The 22,011-nt window shown below is 52.8% G+C and carries 23 protein-coding genes; 21 read left to right on the top strand and 2 right to left on the bottom strand.

What is annotated here, in order from left to right; all coding sequences use genetic code 11:
• Positions 1-37: 37 nt before the first annotated feature.
• The 10 genes from dtd (at position 38) to NI000_RS05535 (ending at position 11,637) form a co-directional block, all read left to right on the top strand.
• Positions 38-484, top strand: a complete 447-nt coding sequence (gene dtd, locus NI000_RS05580) for a D-aminoacyl-tRNA deacylase (RefSeq protein WP_253408553.1) — start codon at positions 38-40, stop codon at positions 482-484.
• A gap of 110 nt (positions 485-594) precedes the next feature.
• Positions 595-771: a hypothetical protein gene (locus NI000_RS05575; protein WP_253408551.1), complete on the top strand. Its 177-nt coding sequence runs from the start codon at positions 595-597 to the stop codon at positions 769-771.
• A gap of 201 nt (positions 772-972) precedes the next feature.
• On the top strand, positions 973-2,511 hold the full coding sequence (locus NI000_RS05570; protein WP_253408549.1) for a coproporphyrinogen III oxidase: 1,539 nt from the start codon (positions 973-975) through the stop codon (positions 2,509-2,511).
• A 76-nt stretch (positions 2,512-2,587) separates the two neighbouring features.
• On the top strand, positions 2,588-4,549 hold the full coding sequence (locus NI000_RS05565) for an FAD-dependent oxidoreductase (RefSeq protein ID WP_253408547.1): 1,962 nt from the start codon (positions 2,588-2,590) through the stop codon (positions 4,547-4,549).
• 458 nt (positions 4,550-5,007) lie between these two features.
• Entirely contained in the window at positions 5,008-6,270 is a 1,263-nt protein-coding gene (hisS, locus tag NI000_RS05560; RefSeq protein ID WP_253408545.1) for a histidine--tRNA ligase, read from the top strand.
• 25 nt (positions 6,271-6,295) lie between these two features.
• Entirely contained in the window at positions 6,296-8,083 is a 1,788-nt protein-coding gene (gene aspS, locus NI000_RS05555) for an aspartate--tRNA ligase (protein ID WP_253408543.1), read from the top strand.
• Positions 8,084-8,115: 32 nt separating this feature from the next.
• Positions 8,116-8,868 (top strand): tRNA threonylcarbamoyladenosine dehydratase, encoded by a 753-nt coding sequence (locus NI000_RS05550; protein ID WP_253408541.1) that lies wholly within the window; start codon positions 8,116-8,118, stop codon positions 8,866-8,868.
• A 128-nt stretch (positions 8,869-8,996) separates the two neighbouring features.
• Positions 8,997-9,782 (top strand): hypothetical protein, encoded by a 786-nt coding sequence (locus tag NI000_RS05545; RefSeq protein WP_253408539.1) that lies wholly within the window; start codon positions 8,997-8,999, stop codon positions 9,780-9,782.
• Between the two features lie 3 nt (positions 9,783-9,785).
• Positions 9,786-10,250, top strand: a complete 465-nt coding sequence (locus NI000_RS05540; RefSeq protein ID WP_253408537.1) for a hypothetical protein — start codon at positions 9,786-9,788, stop codon at positions 10,248-10,250.
• A gap of 133 nt (positions 10,251-10,383) precedes the next feature.
• Complete coding sequence (locus tag NI000_RS05535) at positions 10,384-11,637, top strand: replication-associated recombination protein A (protein WP_253408535.1); 1,254 nt, start codon at positions 10,384-10,386, stop codon at positions 11,635-11,637.
• A 59-nt stretch (positions 11,638-11,696) separates the two neighbouring features.
• Here NI000_RS05535 and NI000_RS05530 read toward each other — a convergent pair whose 3' ends face one another.
• Complete coding sequence (locus NI000_RS05530; protein WP_253408533.1) at positions 11,697-12,377, bottom strand: sensor domain-containing protein; 681 nt, start codon at positions 12,375-12,377, stop codon at positions 11,697-11,699.
• A 187-nt stretch (positions 12,378-12,564) separates the two neighbouring features.
• On the opposite strand from NI000_RS05530, the gene NI000_RS05525 reads away from it, so the two are divergent.
• The 6 genes from NI000_RS05525 (at position 12,565) to NI000_RS05505 (ending at position 16,947) form a co-directional block, all read left to right on the top strand.
• Positions 12,565-13,728, top strand: a complete 1,164-nt coding sequence (locus NI000_RS05525; RefSeq protein ID WP_309247873.1) for a hemolysin family protein — start codon at positions 12,565-12,567, stop codon at positions 13,726-13,728.
• Entirely contained in the window at positions 13,715-13,972 is a 258-nt protein-coding gene (locus tag NI000_RS36915; protein ID WP_309247872.1) for a transporter associated domain-containing protein, read from the top strand. Before NI000_RS05525 ends, NI000_RS36915 begins: the two co-directional genes overlap by 14 nt.
• A gap of 187 nt (positions 13,973-14,159) precedes the next feature.
• Complete coding sequence (locus NI000_RS05520; protein WP_253408531.1) at positions 14,160-14,786, top strand: YhbD family protein; 627 nt, start codon at positions 14,160-14,162, stop codon at positions 14,784-14,786.
• 46 nt (positions 14,787-14,832) lie between these two features.
• The gene (locus NI000_RS05515) at positions 14,833-15,555 is read left to right on the top strand and encodes a polymer-forming cytoskeletal protein (RefSeq protein WP_253408529.1); all 723 of its coding nucleotides are present in this window, start codon (positions 14,833-14,835) and stop codon (positions 15,553-15,555) included.
• Positions 15,556-15,787: 232 nt separating this feature from the next.
• Entirely contained in the window at positions 15,788-16,477 is a 690-nt protein-coding gene (locus NI000_RS05510; protein WP_253408527.1) for an ABC transporter substrate-binding protein, read from the top strand.
• Positions 16,474-16,947: a hypothetical protein gene (locus tag NI000_RS05505; RefSeq protein ID WP_253408525.1), complete on the top strand. Its 474-nt coding sequence runs from the start codon at positions 16,474-16,476 to the stop codon at positions 16,945-16,947. The genes NI000_RS05510 and NI000_RS05505 overlap by 4 nt, the downstream gene beginning before the upstream one ends.
• A 71-nt stretch (positions 16,948-17,018) precedes the next feature.
• Here NI000_RS05505 and mnmA read toward each other — a convergent pair whose 3' ends face one another.
• On the bottom strand, positions 17,019-18,110 hold the full coding sequence (gene mnmA / locus NI000_RS05500; protein ID WP_375540943.1) for a tRNA 2-thiouridine(34) synthase MnmA: 1,092 nt from the start codon (positions 18,108-18,110) through the stop codon (positions 17,019-17,021).
• Positions 18,111-18,283: 173 nt separating this feature from the next.
• Here mnmA and cymR point away from each other — a divergent pair, with 173 nt between their 5' ends.
• From cymR to NI000_RS05475, 5 genes are all read left to right on the top strand, one after another.
• Positions 18,284-18,706, top strand: coding sequence for a cysteine metabolism transcriptional regulator CymR (gene cymR / locus NI000_RS05495; RefSeq protein WP_010497078.1), 423 nt, complete (start codon positions 18,284-18,286; stop codon positions 18,704-18,706).
• 38 nt (positions 18,707-18,744) lie between these two features.
• On the top strand, positions 18,745-19,896 hold the full coding sequence (locus NI000_RS05490; RefSeq protein WP_253408947.1) for a cysteine desulfurase family protein: 1,152 nt from the start codon (positions 18,745-18,747) through the stop codon (positions 19,894-19,896).
• A 36-nt stretch (positions 19,897-19,932) separates the two neighbouring features.
• Positions 19,933-20,454 (top strand): PRC-barrel domain-containing protein, encoded by a 522-nt coding sequence (locus tag NI000_RS05485; protein WP_253408522.1) that lies wholly within the window; start codon positions 19,933-19,935, stop codon positions 20,452-20,454.
• A 10-nt stretch (positions 20,455-20,464) separates the two neighbouring features.
• The gene (locus tag NI000_RS05480; RefSeq protein ID WP_010497085.1) at positions 20,465-20,662 is read left to right on the top strand and encodes a hypothetical protein; all 198 of its coding nucleotides are present in this window, start codon (positions 20,465-20,467) and stop codon (positions 20,660-20,662) included.
• A gap of 197 nt (positions 20,663-20,859) precedes the next feature.
• A complete protein-coding gene (locus NI000_RS05475) occupies positions 20,860-21,930 on the top strand; it encodes an AI-2E family transporter (RefSeq protein ID WP_253408520.1) in 1,071 nt (356 codons plus the stop codon).
• Positions 21,931-22,011 lie beyond the last annotated feature (81 nt).

The raw sequence follows: 22,011 nt of genomic DNA, 5'->3' as shown, positions 1-22,011 counted from the left end.
CCAGAAATTTTATTTTTGAAACGGAGTCAGGACGTTCATGAGAGTGGTACTGCAAAGAAGCAAAGCGGCACAAGTGACGGTGAACGGCGAAACGGTAGGACGCATCGACCACGGCTTGGTGCTGCTCGTCGGCATTGCGGACGGGGATACCGAGGAGGATGCCCGGTACGTTGCCGATAAAATAGCGGGCTTGCGCATATTTGAAGACGAACAAGGGAAAATGAACCATTCGGTGCTTGAGACCGGAGGCCAGGTGTTGTCCATCTCTCAATTCACCTTATATGGGGACTGCCGGAAGGGAAGACGGCCCAATTTCATGGCGGCCGCTCGTCCCGAGCTTGCGGAGCCGCTTTACGAACGGTTTAACGGTATGCTTCGCGAAGCGGGGCTTCATGTAGAGACCGGGAGGTTCGGCGAAATGATGGACGTGTCACTCGTCAACGACGGACCGGTCACGCTCATCGTCGAAAGCAAGCAGGCTTAGAGTCCGATAAAGGTACGAATAAGCAAGGCTCAGGCGGGGGACAATGAGAGATAAGCCTGCGCACGACTCATTTTGTGGGCTGCCCGACATCTAAGGAGCCTATGCCTACTATGTACCGATCGCCGAAAGAACAAAGCTTACTGATGCCGGAGCTGCAACTTGGTTCCGGCGGTCTGGCGGAGGCGGCGGCATTGCAATCGTCCGGCATGGACGATACGGAAATCCGTGCCGATTTCTCTTCTTCCAGCGAGCAATTGAAGCGGACGGCGCGCAAACCGTTCCGCTGACCCAAAAGCAGGGCCGTTTTCGTGGATTGAGCGAAAGCGGCCCGTTTGTTTTCATTAGACAGCCAAATATGCTAAACTATTGCTAGTTTTGTTCCAATTTGAAACTTCTTGTGCGGCAGTCCCGTCTTAAAAGAGACGAAGTATTTATTTCGGCATCCGGCGGCTGACTCGCACCAGACGAATAACGGAGGATGGAATGCATTGAAAATCGAATTCGAGCGTCTCGGTTTCGGTGAACAGGCCAATGAGCTGTTTCATATATGCAAGCTTTTTTTCGAAGAGGTCGAAGCGAGCCGCGAGAGAACGGACGATGCGCGTCTGCACGTTCGCGTCGAGGTGGAAGCCGATGAAACGAGGCGTGTGATCAGGTCCAAGATCCGACTGACGGACCGGGAGACGGGAGCCGCTTATGACTACGAGCATGAGCGGGCGATGGATGCGCGGGACGCCGGGCATAAACGCACCGTCAAGCGGACGGTCGGCTATGGACTGCTGCAGGTGCTTCGCGAGTATACCGGGCTGGAGCAGGCATGGGGGATTTTGACCGGTGTGCGTCCGACCAAGCTGATGCATAACATGATGATGAAACAACCGATTGAAAGCTGCAAGCAAACGCTGCGCGACGAGTATCTCGTCACCGAACCGAAAGTGGAACTGCTCGCCGGCATAGCCGAACGCCAACTGAAAGTGATCCCTGATTTGTTCCATTTGGACCGGGAAGTAAGCATTTATATCGGGATTCCGTTTTGTCCGACCAAATGCGCTTACTGTACATTTCCGGCCTACGATATTCGGGGGAATAACGGGTCCGTCGAGGCGTTCCTGGAAGGACTGCATTACGAGATTCGCGAGATGGGCCGCTGGATGCGGGAAGCCGGAGTCGGCATAACGACGATTTACTGGGGCGGAGGAACGCCGACAAGCATTACGTCGGAGCAGATGGATGCGTTGTTCGTCACGATGCACGAATCGTTCCCGGCGATGGACCGTGTCCGCGAGCTGACCGTCGAGGCCGGCCGTCCGGATACGATTACCGAAGACAAAATCGAAGTGATGAAACGCTGGAAGGTCGACAGGATCAGCATTAACCCGCAAAGCTTCACGCAGGCGACGCTCGATGCGATCGGAAGGCACCATACGGTGACGGAAACGATCGAGAAGTTCAAGCTCGCGCGAAAGCTCGGGCTGAACAACATCAACATGGATCTGATTATCGGGCTGCCGAACGAAGGAATGGCCGAGCTGCAGAGGACGCTCGATCAAACGGCCGAGCTGCTGCCGGAATCGCTGACGGTTCATACGCTTTCCTTCAAGCGCGCTTCCAAGATGACGAAGAACAAAAGCGAGTACGAAGTGGCGGAGCGGGATGAAATAGCCGAGATGATCCAGGCTGCCTCCGAGTGGACGGAGCAGCACGGGTACAAGCCGTATTATATGTACCGGCAGAAAAACATTTTGGGCAATCAGGAGAACGTCGGCTATTCGCTCGAAGGCTTCGAGAGTCTGTACAACATTTTGATGATGGAAGAGCGCCAGACGATTATCGGACTCGGCTGCGGCGCGGTAAGTAAAGTGCTTTATCCGAAGGTCGAGCATGAGGACGGCTACGAGCAGCGCATCGAACGGTTGCCGAACCCGAAGGAGCCATCCTTCTACAACGAGGCATATCAAGAGTATGTCGACAAAAAAATCAGGCTGTTGAACGATGCTTACGGCGTTCCGGCCGGCCAGCCGTCATAATGGCGGCATAACGAATCAGGCTTCGTCTTATTTTTCGAATGATCAGGTTTTAATCATAACATGGCAGAGGTGTATTATGGCAGGGAAATCGAACTATTCCGGAGGCAGCGCAAAAGGATACGTACTCGTAATCGCGCTAATCGTTCTAATTGCGGCTGGCGCCGGCGCATGGCATTACTGGAAAGCAGGAGGAACAAAAGCCGGAGCGGGGGGCAGTGAGCGAAAAGCCGCCCAGAAGCTGGAAGAAGTGAAAACGGTAAGTGCTCCAAAAGACAGCTATGACCTTATCGTGGCCGGTACAGACCCCGAGGGAGTGGCGGCAGCCGTTTCCGCGGCGCGCAACGGCCAGAAGACATTGCTGGTTGACGGAAAAGACCGCGAGATCTTGGGCGGACTGATGACCCTCGGATGGTTGAACAGCTTGGACATGAACTATGAACCGGACAAAAGTGTCCTCCATAAACGGGAAATGCTCAACAAGGGCATCTTTGCGGAGTGGTACGGCAAAATCGAAGGAGATTCGTTCGATGTCGTGACGGCGGCAAATGCCTTTAATTCGCTGGTAGCCGCGGAGAAAAATATCGACGTGCTGCTGAAGGTCAAATCGATGGAGCCGATTACTTCCCCTTCGGGTACGGTTTCCAAAATCACGGGCATGAAGCTGACGCTGGCCGACGGCAGTGTCAAAACCGTCCAGACCAAAGCGCTCATCGATGCAACGCAGGATGCGGACATTGCCGCAGCCGCCGGAGTTCCTTATACGACGGGACGCGAAGATCTTGGCGACAAGAAGGCGCGTATGGCCGTGACGCTCGTCTTCCGGCTGAAGAACGTCACGCCAGACGTATGGGAGAAGGTCCGTAAGCGTCTGGACGGAGATAACGACGCCGGAACAGGTGCGAACGAAATGAGCGCCTGGGGCTACAAAGACATGAAGGATTATCCCGCGGTTAATAAAGATCGCGTGCGGATGCGGGGATTGAACATCGGGCGTCAGAACAACGATACGATGCTGATTAACGCGCTGCAAATTTTCGGAATCGACGGTACCGACCCCAAATCGCGTGAAGAAGCATTTAAGCTCGGCAAGGACGAGCTTCCTAATATTGTGAAATACATGAAGGAAAAATATCCTGAATTTTCCGGCATCGACTTGGACGATACGGCGCCGGAGCTGTATGTGCGCGAAACGCGTCATATCCAAGGCGAATACCGCCTCAGCATTATCGACGTGCTCGAAAACCGCGATCAATGGGATCGCGTCGGTTTCGGCTCCTATCCGGTCGATATTCAGCGCATGTCGCCTGCGGACACCGGTGCGGTCGTGACCGTGCCTCAGCAATACGCGGTGCCGTTCCGCAGCATCGTGCCGCTGAAAGTGGACGGGCTGCTGGTCGTCGGACGCGCGGCGAGCTTCGATTCGCTCCCGCACGGGACCGCGCGCGTCATTCCGGTCGGCATGGCAGCCGCCGAAGCGGCCGGAGCGGCGGCAAAAATCGCGGCGGACTCCGGAAGCACGTTCCGTCAAATGTCCGCCAACAAGGAAGCCATTACGAAGCTTCAGGATACGCTGAATAATCAGGGCATGGTACTGAAGCCGTTCAGCATTAAGGCGCAGCCGTTCATGGAGCATAAAGCGTACGAAGGACTGAAGGTAGCGGTCACGCTCGGCCTTGCGACGGGCGGATACGACAACAACTTTGCGCTGGACAGCAAGTCCAACCAGCAGCGGTTAGTCAACCTCCTCTTGGGCATGCGCAAATTCAAGCCCGAGGCCATGGCAGGGAACCCGGGAGAGGCGCTCGCCAAAGGCAGCGATCCGAAGACGCTGCCGGTTACGCTGGACCAAGCGGCGCACATGATCGCCCTTCTGCTGAAGGTGGAAACAGCGCCCGAGCAAGCGCTGCAGACACTGCAGAGCAAAGGATTCCTTGCTACTGCGACATTGGACGGCATTGCAAACAAGCAGGAGCTGACCAACGGCGATACGTATATGCTGATGAAAGACGTATATAACGCGCTGAAGGCGGCAAAATAATCCAAATGAAAATTTGCAAGCAAGCGGATGTTTTTTCTTGACTTTGGATACCTTCGCGGGTAGAATAAATTCTAATTCCATGTCATATCTTGTAGATCCGTTGATGGGACAAAGTAATTCGAACCTTGCGTATTCAGAGAGGGAAGCCCAGGCTGCAAGCTTCCTTATGCGAATCGGACGAACAGACCTCCCGGAGGACGAACGGGGAACCCCGGCCGAAGGCGTTCATAGCCAGTGCCGGATAGTAGTCGTTTGCGGCTGGCGGACGTTACCCGCTTGAAGAGTGTGAGCGAGTTATTTTGCTTAAGCCGGATTCGGCAGCGGCAAGCTCGTTCGAATCGTGGGTGGTACCGCGGGAGACTTTTGGGTAAGTACAATCTCTCGTCCCTGAATTTGTTCAGGGGCGGGAGTTTTTTGTTTTTTGTGCTGAAACGCGACAGAAAGGAGTCTGGGCTTACATGAGCATTCAAAAACCGAAGGGCACGCAAGACCTGCTGCCCGGCGAAATCGAGAAATGGCAGTATATTGAGGCGAAGGCCCGGGAACTGTGTCAGCGTTTCAATTTTCGCGAGATCCGTACGCCGATGTTCGAGCACACGGAGCTGTTCCAGCGCGGCGTAGGAGAGACAACGGACATCGTCGAGAAGGAAATGTACACCTTCCTGGACAAAGGGGACCGCAGCATCTCGCTTCGTCCCGAAGGGACGGCCGGGGTTGTTCGCTCCTATGTGGAGAACAAGCTGTACGGCGAGCCGGATGTCAGCAAGCTGTATTACATCGGCCCGATGTTCCGCTACGAGCAGCCGCAGGCCGGCCGCTACCGCCAGTTTCACCAGTTCGGCATCGAAGCGTTCGGTTCGGTAGACCCAAGTCTCGATGCGGAGATTATTGCGCTCGGCTATACGTTCTATAAAGAGCTCGGGTTAAAAGACGTCACGGTGGAAATCAACTCTGTGGGCAACCCGGCCGTACGGGCCGTGTACCGCGAGAAAATTCAGCAGTTCTTCGCTCCGGTGAAGGATAAGTTGTGCAAGGACTGTCAATCGCGTTACGACCGCAATCCGATGAGGATTCTCGACTGTAAGGTCGATCAGAAATACGGCGAAGGCGCACCGACCATTCTCGAATACTTGGATGAGGAATGCCAAACGCATTTCCAAGCGGTGCAACAATATTTGACTGCGATGGAAATTCCGTTCCGCATCAATCCGCGGCTGGTGCGGGGACTGGATTACTATACGCACACCGCGTTCGAGTACAAAGCGGCCGGTATTGGCGCAATCGATACGATCGGGGGCGGCGGACGTTATAACGGCCTTGTCGGACAAATCGGCGGAACCGACCAGCCGGGCGTCGGCTTCGGGCTCGGAATGGAGCGTATTCTGCTTGTTCTGCAGGCGCAAGGAGTCGATATTCCGGCGGCTAAACCGTTGGACGTGTACTTGATCGGCCTTGGCGAAGCCGCAGAGCGCGAGTGTGTGAAGCTGCTGCAAAATCTTCGTTTGGCGGGACTATCCGGGGAAAAAGACTACCTGGGCCGCAAAATCAAAGCGAAAATGAAATCGGCCGACCGGTACAACGCAGCTTATGTCGCCATTCTTGGTGACGACGAGCTCGCGAAGGGCGAAATTACCTTGAAAACAATGGCTACCGGCGAACAAGAAACGCTGGCTCTCTCCGATTTCGTGCAGACATTGCGCGAGCGGGCTGGGCAAGTTTAACGATAAAATGGAGGTAACAAACACCATGACGACGATGTTAAAAACGCATCATTGCGGCACTTTGAGCAAAGCTAATGTGGGAGAGACGGTAACGCTGAACGGTTGGGTGCAGCGCCGCCGCGACCTGGGCGGGGTATTGTTCATCGATCTGCGCGACAGGAGCGGAATCGTGCAAATCGTATTTAATCCGGCTTTTTCCGGCGAAGCGCTTGCGGTAGCCGACCGGGCGCGCAACGAGTACGTGCTCGCGGTACGCGGCGAAGTCGTTGAGCGGGATGCGGAGACTGTCAACCCGAATCTTCCGACCGGAGAGATCGAAGTTCGCATCAAGGAGATCGAAATCTTGAATGCCGCGAAAAATCCGCCGTTCTTCATCGAAGACGGCATTGAAATCGACGAATCGCTGCGTCTCAAGCACCGCTATCTCGACCTGCGCCGTCCGGAAATGCAGCGTACGTTGATGCTGCGCGCCAAAGCGGCCAAAATATTCCGAGATTATTTGGACGAGAACGGCTTTATCGAGGTGGAAACGCCGATCTTGATCAACAGCACGCCGGAAGGCGCGCGCGATTACTTGGTGCCAAGCCGTGTCCATCCGGGCGAATTTTTCGCGCTGCCGCAGTCGCCGCAAATTTTTAAGCAGCTGCTGATGGTAAGCGGCATGGAGCGCTACTACCAAATCGCCCGCTGCTTCCGCGACGAAGATTTGCGCGCCGACCGCCAACCGGAATTTACGCAGGTGGACATCGAGACGTCGTTCCTGTCGCAGGATCAATTGCTCGACATGATGGAGAAGCTCGTCGTACGCTTGTTTAAAGAAACGGCCGGCGCCGACATCGAAACGCCGTTCCAACGCATCACCTATGCGGACGCGATGGGCAAATACGGCTCCGACAAGCCGGATCTTCGTTTCGGCCTGGAGCTGCAGGACGTTTCGGACATTGTCGCCGAATCGGGCGTCCAAGTATTTGCGAACATCATTAAAAAGGGCGGCCAGGTGAAGGCGCTCAATGCCAAAGGTTGCGCCGCTTGGAGCCGCAAGGAAATCGACGATCTCGGCGTATTCGCCGCACGCTACGGGGCCAAAGGGCTTGCGTGGATGACGTATAAAGACGGTGAGCTGAAAGGGCCGATCGTGAAATTCTTCAATGAGCAGGAGCTGGAGCAGCTCAAGCAGCGTCTGGAAGCCGAAGAAGGCGACCTGCTGTTGTTCTCCGCCGATACGAAGAAGGTCGTTGCCGACGTGCTCGGTAACCTTCGATTGAAAATCGGCCGTCAGCTGGGCCTGATCGACGACAGCAAATTCAAGTTTGCGTGGGTAGTGGACTTCCCGCTGCTCAGCTATGACGAAGAAGCGAAGCGCTATGTGGCGGAGCATCATCCGTTTACCCGTCCGAAGGAAGAAGACATGCATTACTTCGACACCGATCCGGGCCAAATCCGTGCGCAGGCCTACGACCTTGTGCTGAATGGCTACGAAGTCGGCGGCGGCTCCATGCGGATTTATCAGCGTGAAGTGCAAGAGAAAATGTTCGCTACGCTGAACCTTCCCAAGGAAGAGGTGCAGGAGAAATTCGGCTACCTGCTGGAGGCTTTCGAATACGGTACGCCGCCTCACGGAGGCATTGCTTTCGGTTTCGACCGGCTCGTGATGCTGATTACCGGCCGCACCAACCTGCGCGAAACGATTGCCTTCCCGAAAACGGCCAGCGCATCGGACCTGTTGACGGGAGCTCCGGGTCCCGTGGATGCCAAGCAGCTTGAGGACCTGTCCATTCGGTTGGCGCTCAAGCAGCCTTCCGCTAAAGCTTAAGACCCGAATAAGAGGAGTGTGGACAGTAAGCCATGCTGCATCAATTTTCCCGTACGGAGCTGGCAATCGGCCCGGAAGGGCTTGAGGTAATGAAAAATAGTACGGTGGCGGTTCTCGGCATCGGCGGCGTCGGTTCGATCGCCGCCGAAGCGTTGGCCCGCACCGGCGTCGGCCGGATCATCATGATCGACAAGGATGTCGTCGATATTACGAATGTGAACCGGCAAATTCATGCTTTGGTGACGACGGTCGGCCAGCCGAAGGCGGAGCTGATGCGAGATCGTATCCTGCAAATCAACCCGGAATGCGATGCCGTCGCCCTGCGCATGTTTTATACCGAAGAAACGTATGAGCAGCTGTTCCAATATCCGTTGGATTATGTATTGGACGCTTCCGATACGATCAGCTACAAAATTCATCTGATCAAGCAATGCCTGCTGCGCAAGATTCCGCTCATTTCCAGTATGGGCGCCGCGAATAAGATGGATCCGACCCGGTTTCAAGTGGCGGATATTTCCAAGACGAGCGTCGATCCGATGGCACGGGTGATTCGTCACAAGCTGCGGAAAGAAGGCATCAAGAAGGGCGTCAAAGTCGTTTTTTCGACGGAAGAGCCGATCAAGCCGCGAGTTGACGTTACGCAGCGGATCGTGCCGGAGAATGCCCCTGAGATTCGTAAAGCGCAGCAGCCGCCGGCCAGCAACGCGTTCGTTCCACCGGTCGCCGGACTGATCATGGTCAGCGTCACTGTCCGCGACTTGCTGGCTAAGGCCGGACTGAAGTAGCGTAGTCAGCGATTCGGCATAAAGAAAGCATCCTTTGCAGCGAAAATGCGAAAAGGATGCTTTTTTTGTCATTTATGGGGCAAGATAGAAAAAGTGAGTTCAAACGTTATTTCATCGGAGTGCGGACCATGGAACGAAGCCCAGAAACGGGAAACTACAGGCGCTATTTGGCTTATTTCGGAACCTTGAATATCAATGTGCTGCATTTGCGCAAGCCTTGGGTGAGCGCTTGGTGGTCGGCCGCATTCCCGGGTTTCGGCCATTTGCTTCTCGGTAACCAAATCAAAGGGTTTATCTTGATGTTGTGGGAAATTGGGATCAATATGCAGTCAAGAATCAATATGTCCATGGTTTGCTCTTTTACGGGACGGGTCGATCTGTCGAAGCAGGTGCTGAATCCGCGTTGGGTGCTGCTGTATATTCCCGTCTATATTTACGCCGTCTGGGACAGCTACCGTAAAACGATTGAGCTGAACAAGGAGTGCGTATTGGCCGAGTGGGAGCGTGCGCCCATTGTCCCTTTTAAAATGGACGGAATGTGCTTGAATCATTTGGACAAAAGCTCGCCCTGGCTCGCTATGGCTTGGTCCATGCTCATGCCGGGGCTTGGACAGCTGTATCTTCGCCGCATTCCTATCGGTTTTTTGCTGCTGGCCGGCTGGATCGGCTTGATGTATTTCTCGAGTGTTGCGGAAATCGTACTCGTCACGATGGCAGGGAGTAACGCACAGGCGTGGCACTCGATTAACGCGCAATGGGCCTTGTTTATGCCTTCTTTTTACTGCTTTGCGGCTTACGAGGCTTATGTGTATTCGGTCGAATACAATAAATTGTTCGATAAGGCCCAGAAGCAATGGCTGGAGCGAAGCTATGGGACACTGCGCCTCAGCTTCTGCCGGGCGACGGAGCGGTAGAAGATGTATATCGTAGCGACTTTTCGTCATTCGTCGGAGCTTGAGCTGGTAATCTGCGAATTGGAGCGGCAAGGCATCCTTGCCGAAGCGATTGCCGCGGTTCCGCTTAAGGAAAACGCCCCACAGGAGATGCGGGTATTCGATACGATCCGCCATTCGGACGGGATTAGCCTGCTGGACGGCCCTGCTGTAGTCGGCACGATCTGTTCCGTCTTGGGAGCATCGCTGGGCTTCCGCTGGGCCATCGGTCCGATTGTCGGCGGGCTGCTAGGCCTTGCGGCAGGCGCTGCTGTTGGCTTTATATTGGACTGGCTGATTAACTTCAAACGGCGAAAAAAACGGAAGCGGAGAGAACATGGCGCGGACGTCATTATGATTGTGGAGTGCAGCCCCGATCAAGCATCGGATGTCCAGCACATTATGGAGCGTTGGCTTGCCATCGGAATCGGCCAGCTTGGCTCGGGCTGAGTCCCAAACCTTTGTAAATCGTCCACAGTGCTTTTATAATAAAAGCATAGGTCATACGTTCGCAGGCACATATGCGGCGTCGGGGGCCTGTGCTTTTTTTGCGAATATTCAGGATTGGCGGTCAGAGAAAACCATGGACTTATTCGATTTTAACCGGACGAACGAATACAAGCCGCTGGCGGAAAGAATGCGCCCGCAAAATCTGGAACAATTTTTCGGACAGAAGCATTTGCTCGGCGAAGGCAAGGTGCTGCGCCGGCTCATCGAAACGGACAAGATCGGCTCCATGATTTTGCAAGGTCCGCCTTCCAGCGGCAAAACGACGCTCGCCACGATCATTAGCGGAATGACGAGCTCGCATTTTGAGAAATTGAACGGCGTCTCGCTTTCGGTTTCGGATCTGCGGGAAGTCGCCCGAAAAGCGAAAGACAACCTGAAGATGTACAATCAGCGGACGATTCTGTTCTTGGATGAAATTCATGCACTCAAAAGCAACGTGCAGGAGTCGCTGCTGCCGATCGTCGAAGACGGAACCATTATCCTGATTGGCGCGACGACGGAAAGCATCGCACATGATATCATACCGCCTCTTGTCAGCCGCTGCCGCGTGTATCGGCTTGAAGCGCTGCAAAAAGACGATCTGGAGCAAATTTTGCGTCAGGCATTGGCGGACCCCGAAAGAGGGCTAGGCGGGGAATATCGGATTACACAGGAAGCGATGGATTATTTATGCGACGTCTGCAATGGCGATGTAAGAAATGCTTTGATCGCCTTGGAAACGGCGGCCTATTCGCTTCATGAATCTCAAACGATCGAGCTGCAGACGATTCAGGAATCGTTCGAGTCCCGGATCAATGCGATAACCCATACCGATTTTTACGACATGACATCCGCCTTTTGCAAATCGCTCCGCGGCGGACAGACCGACGCGGCCATCTATTGGCTGGCGCGCATGCTGTATTCGGGTGTGGACCCGCTATACATCTGCCGCAGAATCGCCGTTCATGCGACGGAAGATGTGGGCATGGCCAACCCGACCGCGCTGCAAATCGCATTGGCGGCCAAAGATGCTGTCGAATTTGTCGGTATGCCGGAAGCGCGAATGGCGATCGCCGAAGCTGTCGTGTTCATTTGCGAGAGCCCGAAAAGCAATGCGGTCTATAAAGCAATCAACGGAGCGCTCGATTACGTCAAGCAGACGAAAGCTTACGAGGTTCCCGCAGATGTCCGCGACGGTACGAGAACTTATTCGAATCCTATCGATCATCCGAACGCCCGGAACGAATATCTTCCTCCGGAAGTGAAGGGCAAGCGATTTTATCAGCCGCAAAATAGCGGAGTGGAAGCGAAGATTTACGCGAAATATAACAAGCCTGCGGCAGAGTAAAGCCGCAGGGTATCCCGGTAGAGGTCGAGGGTAAAACATTTCCGGGGAAATAAGTTTGCTTAGGCCCGCTGCAGCGGAGCTTCACCGGCTCTTCCCCCGGCCGGATCGGAAATTTCGACAGCGATGCGTCCGAAGAATAAGGCGCTTAGACGAATTAGTTTATTGGTCACCGGCAGAAGCAGCAGACCGATGCCTGCATAAATAAGCGAGATTTGGAGCGAACTGAAATCCGACGGAAGTAAAAGGGCGAATAGTTCTCTCTCGAATATATCAATGCCGATCGATTGCAGCAAAATCGTATAGACGAGCGGCGACGCCAAGAGTGCCAAATTAACGGCTACGATCGTAACGGCAAGCGTAAACGAAATGATGCCCAAGGGCAGCTTGACGATTTGGAACAGCAGTCCTACATAAGTTGCCGGGTCGGAAAGCTCCGCTCCTAACTGGGCGAAGAGACCTCTTCTGCCATGCCGCCCGGAATTGAAGTCCTCTGAATGGGAGGAAGCTGTGACAGTCGAAGGAAATTTAAGCAGCCGGTTGGCCAGCCTTGCATCCAAAACCATCATGTGCTTGGCCAACCGCGCTGTCATAATCATAAGCGGGAAGCCGACGAACAATGGCATAAGTCCGATGGACAAGACGATACCAACAATCGTCAGCGTGAATCCGATGATGCCTGCGGGCAGAAGATATAGCAAATAGTAAAAGGCCCCGATAAATCCTAGTTTTTGCGTATTCAATGGTTCCACATCCTCGTATCGTTTTGAACCCTTTGACGTTCGTGATTGGTTTACCCCTTCAAGTTTTTCATTTTTAGACTTCCTTCCCATAGCTTGCCTGCGGTTAAGCCCCCTTGTTTTTTCGTTCTAGTCTCGGAGCATGGCGTATAGTGTAATAATGGATCCGCGTATGTCCTAAACTGTAAACATGCCGCGGATAACCTGCATACATCCGGGGGAGGTGCGCCTGTTCGCCTTACGCGGGCGGGTAGGCGGAGCGTTGATTAACGATCCGTTATCGCTTATTTGGGGCGTCATCCTTGTGCTGCTTCTGGTGGCGTTGAACGTCTTTTTTTGTCGCTGCCGAATTCGCGATGGTGAAAGAGACGTACAGCCGTGTGGAATCCCGCGTGCGCCCGGAATCCAGACATGTTCGGTCAGTCCGGTTCAGCTGCAAAATGTAGATGCTCATTTATCGGCCTGCCAGCTAGGCATCACGCTCACCTCACTTGGACTTGGCTGGATCGGCGGGTCGGTTGTCGCAGCGCTGCTTGAACCGGTGCTCAGACATTTGCATCTGCCGGAGCCGGTCATCGGGACGCTTGCCTTTTTGATTGCGTTTACGTTGATAGTTGTGCTGCACATGACGCTTGGCGAGCAGGTTCCCAAAGCCTATGCCATTCGTAAATCGGAGCAGATAACACGGTTGTCGTCCGTGCCGCTTGTCGGCTTCTACAAAGCGCTACGTTCGTTGATCCGGTGTTTGAACGGCATCTCGACCTGGCTGCTGCGCATGACGGGCATCGCTTCATCTATGGAGTATCGACCCGCCCACACGGAAGACGAAATTCGGAGGCTGATGAAAGAAAGCAACCGCAGCGGGTTCATCGACAATACCGAACTGGCGCTGGTCGACAATATTTTCGACTTTGCCGAAACGTATGCCCGTGAAATTATGATTCCGCGTACGGAGATGATCTGCTTGTACGCAGGACGCTCCTACGAAGACAATAAAGCGATAGCGATCAGCGAGATGCATACGCGTTATCCGGTATGCGATCCGGACAAGGACAGCATTATCGGGTTCGTACATATGAAAGATCTGTTGCTTGCGGGAGAGCAGCCGGAAACGATCCGGTCGATCCTCCGTCGGATCATGAAAGTTCCGGAATCGATGCGTATAAGCGAGCTGCTGAAATTTATGCAAAAGAAGAAGACGCAGATGGCGCTGCTCATTGACGAATACGGCGGGACTTCCGGGCTGGTCACCTTTGAGGATATCATGGAAGAAATCGTCGGTGAGATACAGGATGAATTCGATGAAGAACGGCCGCTAGATCGAGAAGCGGGGCGATCATTTGCACTCGATTGACGGGCGGCTGCTGATTGAGGAAGTCAACAGCTATTTCGGGCTAGGGATCGCGTCCGACGATTACAATACGATCGGTGGATGGATGTACTCTCAAGTGGAGATGCCGCCTAAGAAGCAGCAGTCTGTCGTCTGGGAAAACCGCTACCGGTTTATGATCGAGGAGATCGATCATTTGCGGATTACGCGCATTTTAGTTGTTCGGCAGGAGCAGACCGGCGGATCATCCTGCGAAGACAGAGGATGAAAGGGAGCGTACGCGAACGAAGGACGGGCGTTCTTAGGGCGGAAGCAATCGGAGTGCAATGGCGTAATGAAACAACCCCTACATAGTTTCCTCAAAAAAGGCTTCGATCTTTGAAGCTTTTTTTTATTCTATAATTTACAACGTAACAATGTTATGTTACAATTGTTTTTGTAAGGAGGCGTTGAAGGTGACGGAACGGGAATTAATCTCCAAAAAAGATTTGCTTGAACTGACAGGCATTTCTTACGGCCAATTATACCGCTGGAAACGAAAAAATCTCATTCCGGAAGAATGGTTTATTCGAAAATCGACATTTACGGGACAGGAGACCTTTTTTCCAAAGGAGAGTATTTTGGCGCGGATCGATAAAATCGTGAATATGAAAGACGATTTATCGCTGGATGAGCTAGCGGATGTGTTTTCTCCGAATTTGAGCGAAGTTGCCCTTGGGCGTTCGGAGCTGGAAAAACGCAACATTGTTACGAAAGAGACGCTCGATTTTTACATCGAACAGCAGGGAACAAGCGCGGTCTATGATTTTGAAAACATGATATGTATGTATGCGCTCGACAAGCTGCTGCAAACCGGAGAGATGACGTTGGAGGAAGGGAAAGGCCTGATTCAGACTATGGCGGAGCATTATCCGAAGCTTCAAGGTAAAACTGCCGAGCTGATCTTTTTTCGCAAGATGGGCATGTCAGGCTTCGTGATTGCGACAAGTCCGGGCGAAGTATATTTCGAACCGCGGGTAAGAATAGTGGCGCGGATTTCAATAGGCCAGTGCGCAGAGGAATTGAAAATCAAATTATCGTAATGCGTTTTACGAAAATATAAAATGCAGCAAGTACGGAGGGATAACTATGGACAGCAACAACCGCCGTGATCTCGTTATTTCGGGTAGCGGCTCTTCCTCGGGCGGAAGCTACCGGGACGTGAAAATTAACGGCGAAGGCAAAGTTTATGGCGATATCGATTGCTTGCAGTTCAAGACGAACGGAGTCAGCGAAATCTCCGGCCAAGTGAAGGCCAAGTTCATTCAAGTGAACGGTATGTCGTCGATGAATGGTAGCGTCGAGAGCGAAGAAATTAAAGTTTACGGGGACGTCAAGCTGGAAGGAAACGTGTCGTATCTGGATTTTAAATGTCGGGGCAGCGCACGGGTTCAAGGGAACATGAACGGCGACCGGATTGATCTGGAAGGGGATTTGACCGTCGCCGGAGACTGTGAGGCGGAAACGTTCAATGCTAAGGGAGCGTTCCGGATCGACGGATTATTGAATGCGGGCGTTATCGATATATCGCTTTACGGTGCCAGCTCCGCGCAGGAAATCGGCGGCGAAGTGATCACGGTACGCAAAAAAGGCTTCAAGTCGCTTCTCAAGTCGTTACTGCCGATGCTCGACGCGAAGCTCGACGCTGAAACGATCGAAGGGGACGAGATTTATTTGGAAAATACGACGGCCAAAGTCGTCCGCGGCAGCCGGATTACGATCGGCCCGGGCTGTGAAATCGATCTGGTCGAATACAAGGAAAGCTTGAGCCCGTTCAATGGAGCAAAAATCCATGAGCACCGGCAAATTTAACGGGAGCCGTCTTGGCTTCGTCGTCGCCGGCAACCCGCAGCGCCATCCCGGCACCGATTCTGGACAAAAAACTTCATCGTGCAGTATGAAAGCCTGCTGAGCCCATTCAGCGGGTTTTTTATTATTTTAAATCTCATCCCCCTAATAACATGTTACAATAGGTATGTATATCCAAAATTGGAAAAGTGAATGGATTGAAGCTGCTCATTGGTAAATTAGGGAGCCGTGCAAAATGAATCGAAATAACATGCGATTGAAACTGCTTCTTTGTTTTATTTGTCTGGCAACCGGTTGTTCCGGCATAAAGCCAGAAGATACAGGAATGAAGCTAAAGGTATTTTATCACGATAAGAGAAGCTTTAATGACATCTACGGTAAGCTGTTTACTTCTCAAAACCCTCATGTCGAGATCGAAGTCGTCTCACTGAATGATTATTACAAGAAAGGATTTTCCGAGGAAGGGTATCGGGAGCTTGTAAAAAAAGAACAGCCCGATCTCATCTTCAATTTTAATCTTCCGAGCTTCGTCGAGGACGGAATGCAAATTGATCTGGAGCCTTTGCTGAAAAAATCAAAAGATGTGAACCTCGAGCGGATGAATAAAAATATGACCGCTTATTTAAGGAATAAAGGCGGGGGACGATTATACGGACTGTCACCGACCTTTCAATCCAAAGCCTTATTTTACAACAAGACGTTGTTCGATCAATTCGGGATACCTTATCCAACGGATCATATGAGCTGGGTGGAAGTGTTGCAACTGGCCGAGCGTTTTGTGAAATCGGAGCGCAATGCTGGCAAAATGTACGGTTACCACCATAACACCCGCCATGCATTCTGGCTTGTTAAAGATGTAGCGGAAACCGAAGGATTAAGTTTGACGGATGCAAAAATCCGTTCACACAAGGGCGAGCAGCCATGACGGTAGAGTACTCGTATGAATTGGGATATCTTTCAGGCGCTAGTTTTGAATGGGGAGTCGTTACGGAGCCTGTAAATCCTGCTGCACCCAACCAAAGCACGTCCATTGCTCCCAATGAATTGTTCGGTATTTATGCCGGTTCCAAAAACATAGACGGAGCATGGCAGCTGCTGGAGTATATAAATAGCGAGAAGCTTTCAAAAATGAACGGTCGGGCAGGTATCCATGGCAGTCTTCCAACTTATATAGATAGCATGCAAAAGAAGGATAGTAACATGGAAGCATTTTATAAACTGTCCCCCCAAGACGCTTATACGCCTTCCGTCCCCTATGAATTTTCAACCGAGTTTTATGAGCAGGTTCAACAATCTATGACTCGAGTGATTGAAGGAGAGCTTGAATTGGACCACATGCTGGTTGAGTTGAATACAATCGGACAATTCAAGCTGGATCAAGCGTTGAAAAAATAAAGCCGGCATAAAAAGAGGGAACCTTCCGGCTTACACCGGAAAGCTCCCTTTTATTACACATATATGCAGCCTCATTGCAAAATTTTGTCGATTACCGCGCCGCCGAGACAGACTTCTCCGTCATAAAAGACGACGGATTGCCCTGGCGTCACCGCCTTTTGCGGCTGGTCGTACACGATTTCGCAGCGGCCGTCTTCGCCGAAATGAACCGTGACGCCTTGGTCGGGTTGACGGTACCGGAACTTCGCCGTACAGTGCAGCGGCTCTTTCGGCGGTTCGCCAGCGATCCAGTTCAAATCCGTCGCCAGCAGTCCGGTCGAGTAGAGCGCCGGATGCTTCTCGCCCTGAACGACATACAAAATATTGTTTTCCAAGTCTTTGCCGGCAACGAACCAAGGCTCTCCGCTGCCGGAGCCGCCAATGCCGAGGCCTTGGCGCTGACCGAGCGTATAGTACATGAGGCCGTCGTGCCGTCCTTTTACTTCGCCTTCCAGCGTTCGCATCTCTCCCGGCTTCGCGGGCAGATAGCCGCTTAAGAACTCCTTGAAGTTCCGCTCGCCAATGAAGCAGACGCCGGTGCTGTCTTTTTTCTTTGCGGTCGCAAGTCCCGCTTTTTCTGCGATGGCCCGGACTTCCGGCTTCGGAAGATGGCCGATCGGGAACATCGCTTTCGACAGCTGGTATTGGTTCAGCGCGTGCAGGAAATACGTCTGGTCCTTGTTGTTGTCGACCCCGCGCAGCAGCCGGTATTTGCCGTCCCGCTCCTCGACGCGGGCGTAATGGCCGGTGGCGATATAGTCGGCGCCGAGTTCGAGCGCTTTGTTCAAAAACTCCCCGAATTTGATCTCCCGGTTGCACATGACGTCGGGATTCGGCGTCCGTCCTTTGCGGTACTCGTCGAGGAAGTAGGCGAACACCTTATCCATGTATGGTTTCTCAAAATTTACCGTATAATAGGGAATGCCGATTTGGTCGCAGACGCGGCGCACGTCCTCGGCGTCCTCTTCTGCCGTGCAATGCCCGAATTCGTCGGTATCGTCCCAGTTCTTCATGAACACGCCGATGACCTCGTACCCTTGCTCCTTCAGAACAAGCGCGGAAACGGAAGAATCGACGCCGCCCGACATCCCGAGAACGACTCGCGGTTTTGTTGTCATGATCATTACCTCGCTTCTATACCTGTACATCGTTCGTACATTAAAAGTATTATACATTCAAATCAGGAAAGAATAAAATTTTTCATGAATATGCCACGGTTTTTCTCCCAAATTACAAGGTTTTATGTTACCATAGAAACGATACAAAAATGTATGAAATGTAAACGAGGTGCTACAAGTTGAAGATTTCCACCAAAGGCCGCTACGGACTCACGATCATGATGGAGCTCGCGACGAAGTTCGGAGAAGGCCCCACCTCACTGAAAAGCATCGCAGAAAAGCATCAGCTTTCCGAGCATTATTTGGAGCAATTGGTTGCTCCGCTGCGTAACGCAGGTCTCGTTAAAAGCATCCGTGGCGCATACGGCGGATATATTTTGTCCAAATCGCCCGAAGACATTTCCTCCGGCGATGTGATTCGGGTGCTGGAAGGTCCGATCAGCCCGGTGGACTTCACCGAGGAAGACGATCCGGCCAAGCGCCAGCTCTGGATTCGGATCCGCGACGGAATTGCGCAGGTGCTTGATTCGACGACGCTGCACGATTTGATTTCTTACAAAGACGAAGGAAATCAGAATGACAGTTACATGTTTTACATTTAGACCGCTTTGAAATCCTCCTAACAGATGTGGTGAAAGCTTTGGAGCTCATTTATTTAGATCACGCCGCCACAACGCCCGTACTTCCCGAAGTCGTGGAAGCGATGCTTCCATATTGGACCGGGGCGTACGGGAACCCCTCAAGCACGCATCAAGCCGGTCGGGAAGCCAGAATGGCGCTTAGCGCCGCCCGAGACCGGATCTCCGCTTTTGTCGGCTGCGCGCCGTCCGAGCTCGTATTCACAGGGAGCGGAACGGAAAGCGACAATATGGCGTTGTTCGGTGCGGCTGAGGCGTACCGGGAACGCGGCCGGCATATCATAACGACACAGATCGAACATCATGCCGTTCTTCATGCTTGCGAGCGATTGGAACAGCTTGGATACGAAGTGACTTATGTACCTGTGGACCGATTCGGCCAAGTTTCGCCGAACGATGTGGAAGCGGCCATTCGGCCGGATACGATCCTGATCAGCGTCATGTATGGCAACAACGAAGTCGGTACGCTCCAGCTGGTCGAAGCGATCGGACGACTTGCCAGGGAGCGCGGCATTTGTTTTCATGTCGACGCCGTTCAAGCGTTGGCTCACGTGCCTATCAATCTTCGTGAGCTGCCGGTAGATTTGATGAGTTTTTCCGCGCATAAACTGAACGGTCCCAAAGGGGTCGGCGCGTTATATATAGCCAAAAACACTCGCGTCACACCGCTGCTCTACGGCGGCGCTCAAGAACGGAAACGCCGTCCGGCGACGGAAAATACGGCAGGCATCGCAGGCTTTGCAAAAGCCGTAGAAATTTTTGACCGGAATAGGTATGAAGTGCAACAAAAGATGGAAAAACTACGTCAAGAAATGGTCACCGAATTGGAACGGCGTCTGGCCCCCGGGCAGTTTGTCGTCAACGGTCATCCTACAGAGAAGCTTCCGCACATTTTGAATGTCAGCTTCCCCGGCATTTCCACCGAGACGATGCTGATGAATCTGGATCTTGCGGGAGTGATGGCTTCAAGCGGCTCGGCTTGTACGTCCGGCTCCTTGGAAATCTCTCATGTGCTTAAGGCGATGAGGCTGCCGGATGAGGTGACGCAATCGGCCATCCGATTCAGTTTCGGACCGGGCAATGACTCCGGGCAAATGGCTGCTGCCGCTACGGCCGTTGAAACCATTATCAGCCGATTACGTACTAAAGGATAGGGCAAATTTCGATTTGCCGGCTGGGAGAGAAGCTCGTTGAGAAAAGCGCGCGATGTTATCGGATTGCCGGTCATTTGCGTAGAGACAGGGAAACAAGTAGGCAGCGCCAAAGACCTGTTGCTGAACGAAGGCTGGGAGGTCGAGTCCGTGCTGCTCGAAGCGGGGCATTGGTTTTCCGAAGCCACGTGTATTGAGCGAAAAGACGTGATAGCGATGGGCGACGACGCTGTTACGATTGCTGCAGAACAAGCTGTCCGCCCGCTGAATCCAAGCTCCGCTTGCAGGGCGCTGCTGTTTGGCGAACGCAAGCTGAAGGGACTCCCGGTCATTACCGTCAACGGGCAGCAGCTCGGGGTGGTCGAGGATGTTTATTTGGATGCAGATGGGGGCATAAAGGTAATAGGTTACGAATTGACCGAAGGTTTCATCTCGGATCTAACGGAAGGGCGCAGATGGCTGCCGATGCCGGATGCGGTCAAGGTCGGCGACGACGCCTTAATTGTTCCCGTTCACGCCAGCGAAGCGCTTCAAGAAATCTTCGGACCAAAAGAAGAATAGGGTGATACCGATGTTACGTTGTCCAAATTGCAATTCCAAGGATATTGGAAAGATCGGCTCCCATCAGTTTTACTGCTGGGGCTGTTTTATCGAACTGACGGTGAACGGGGAAAAAATGTCCGTATTCCAAGTGGAGGAAGACGGCACGCTTAGCTCGCTCGACGATTTGTTTTTTGAAGAGGAAATGCCCGAGCTTCATGCCAACTGACAGGATGCTCCAGAGATTCGATAGGGGAGTTCCGGCTCGAGCATCATCGTATAGTCAAGCCGCTTTCCCGGACGCTTTGAACAGGCGTCTCGGGATAAGCGGTTTTTTTATGTGCTGGGTTAAGAGCCCGGACTTGTACATATACTGTAAAAAGGCCAACGCTTCGTCAGAAGTCAGAAGAGGTAAAGGGGGGCGCTATGGACCGGTTCCCGAAACAACGGCTGCTCGTCGGCATGATCTATACGCTGCTCGGTTTGATCATTTTGTACATGCTGCTGCAGCTCCGTCCGATGATTGCGGGCTTGTATGATTTTTTGAAAAAAATTTTGACGCCGTTCGCGATCGCGCTGATCATTTCTTACGTGCTGAATCCGGTGGTGACGCTGCTTGGCGCCCGCAAAGTGCCGCGAACGATGGCCGTGCTGCTCATTTATGCGGTTTTCATTACTTCGGCGACCGTCGTGTTGATGAACCTTATTCCGATGTTCGTGCGGCAGCTCGCGGAATTGAACGATAAGATGCCCGATGTCGCCTTTAAGGCACAGAGCGTTGTAAACGGCTTAAACGGACTCAACTTTCTCCCGGACAGCGTACGGATGGGTATACAGCAGTCGCTTTCCAAGCTGGAGAACGGAATCTCGCTCGCGATTGCGGAATACATTAACGGTATCGGCAGCACCATCAATACGGTCTTTCTTCTCTTCATCATTCCGTTTGTCTCCTTCTATATCCTGAAAGATTTTCAACTGATCGAAAAATCGACGCTGGCCATCGTGCCGAAAACGCACCGCAAAGAAATCGTGTCCATGCTCATGGATATCGATATGGCGCTCGGCAACTATATCCGCGGCCAGTTTACCGTTTGCATGATCGTCGGGCTGCTCGCCTACATCGGGTATTGGCTGATCGGCATGCCTTACGCGCTGCTGCTGGCCAGCGTCGTTGCGGTATTCAACATTATCCCTTACCTCGGCCCGTTTCTCGGGGCGGCACCGGCGCTAATCGTGGCGTCCACGATTTCCTGGAAGATGGTGCTGTTTGTCGGACTCATCAACACCACGTGCCAAATCCTGGAAGGAAACGTAATCTCGCCTCAAGTTGTCGGCCGTTCGCTCAATATGCATCCGCTCGTGATCATTTTCGCGCTGCTTGTGGGCGGGGAGATTGCCGGAATAACGGGGCTCATCCTGGCGGTTCCGTTTTTTGCGGTGATGAAAGTAATTCTGCAGCATGTGTTTATGTATTACATTCACCGGAAGACGACGTGATAATTTTTTAGAAAAAAATTTTGTATCGGGCGAAACCAAGCGACCATCTTGTGCGTATATATAGGTTGGCAGCGGCAGGGG

Origin of the sequence: Paenibacillus tyrphae (assembly GCF_024158745.1) — a bacterium.
GTDB classification, from domain to species: domain Bacteria; phylum Bacillota; class Bacilli; order Paenibacillales; family NBRC-103111; genus Paenibacillus_G; species Paenibacillus_G tyrfis_A.
Note: the sequence above shows the minus strand (reverse complement) of the source record. Positions and strands in the feature narration are given on the sequence as shown.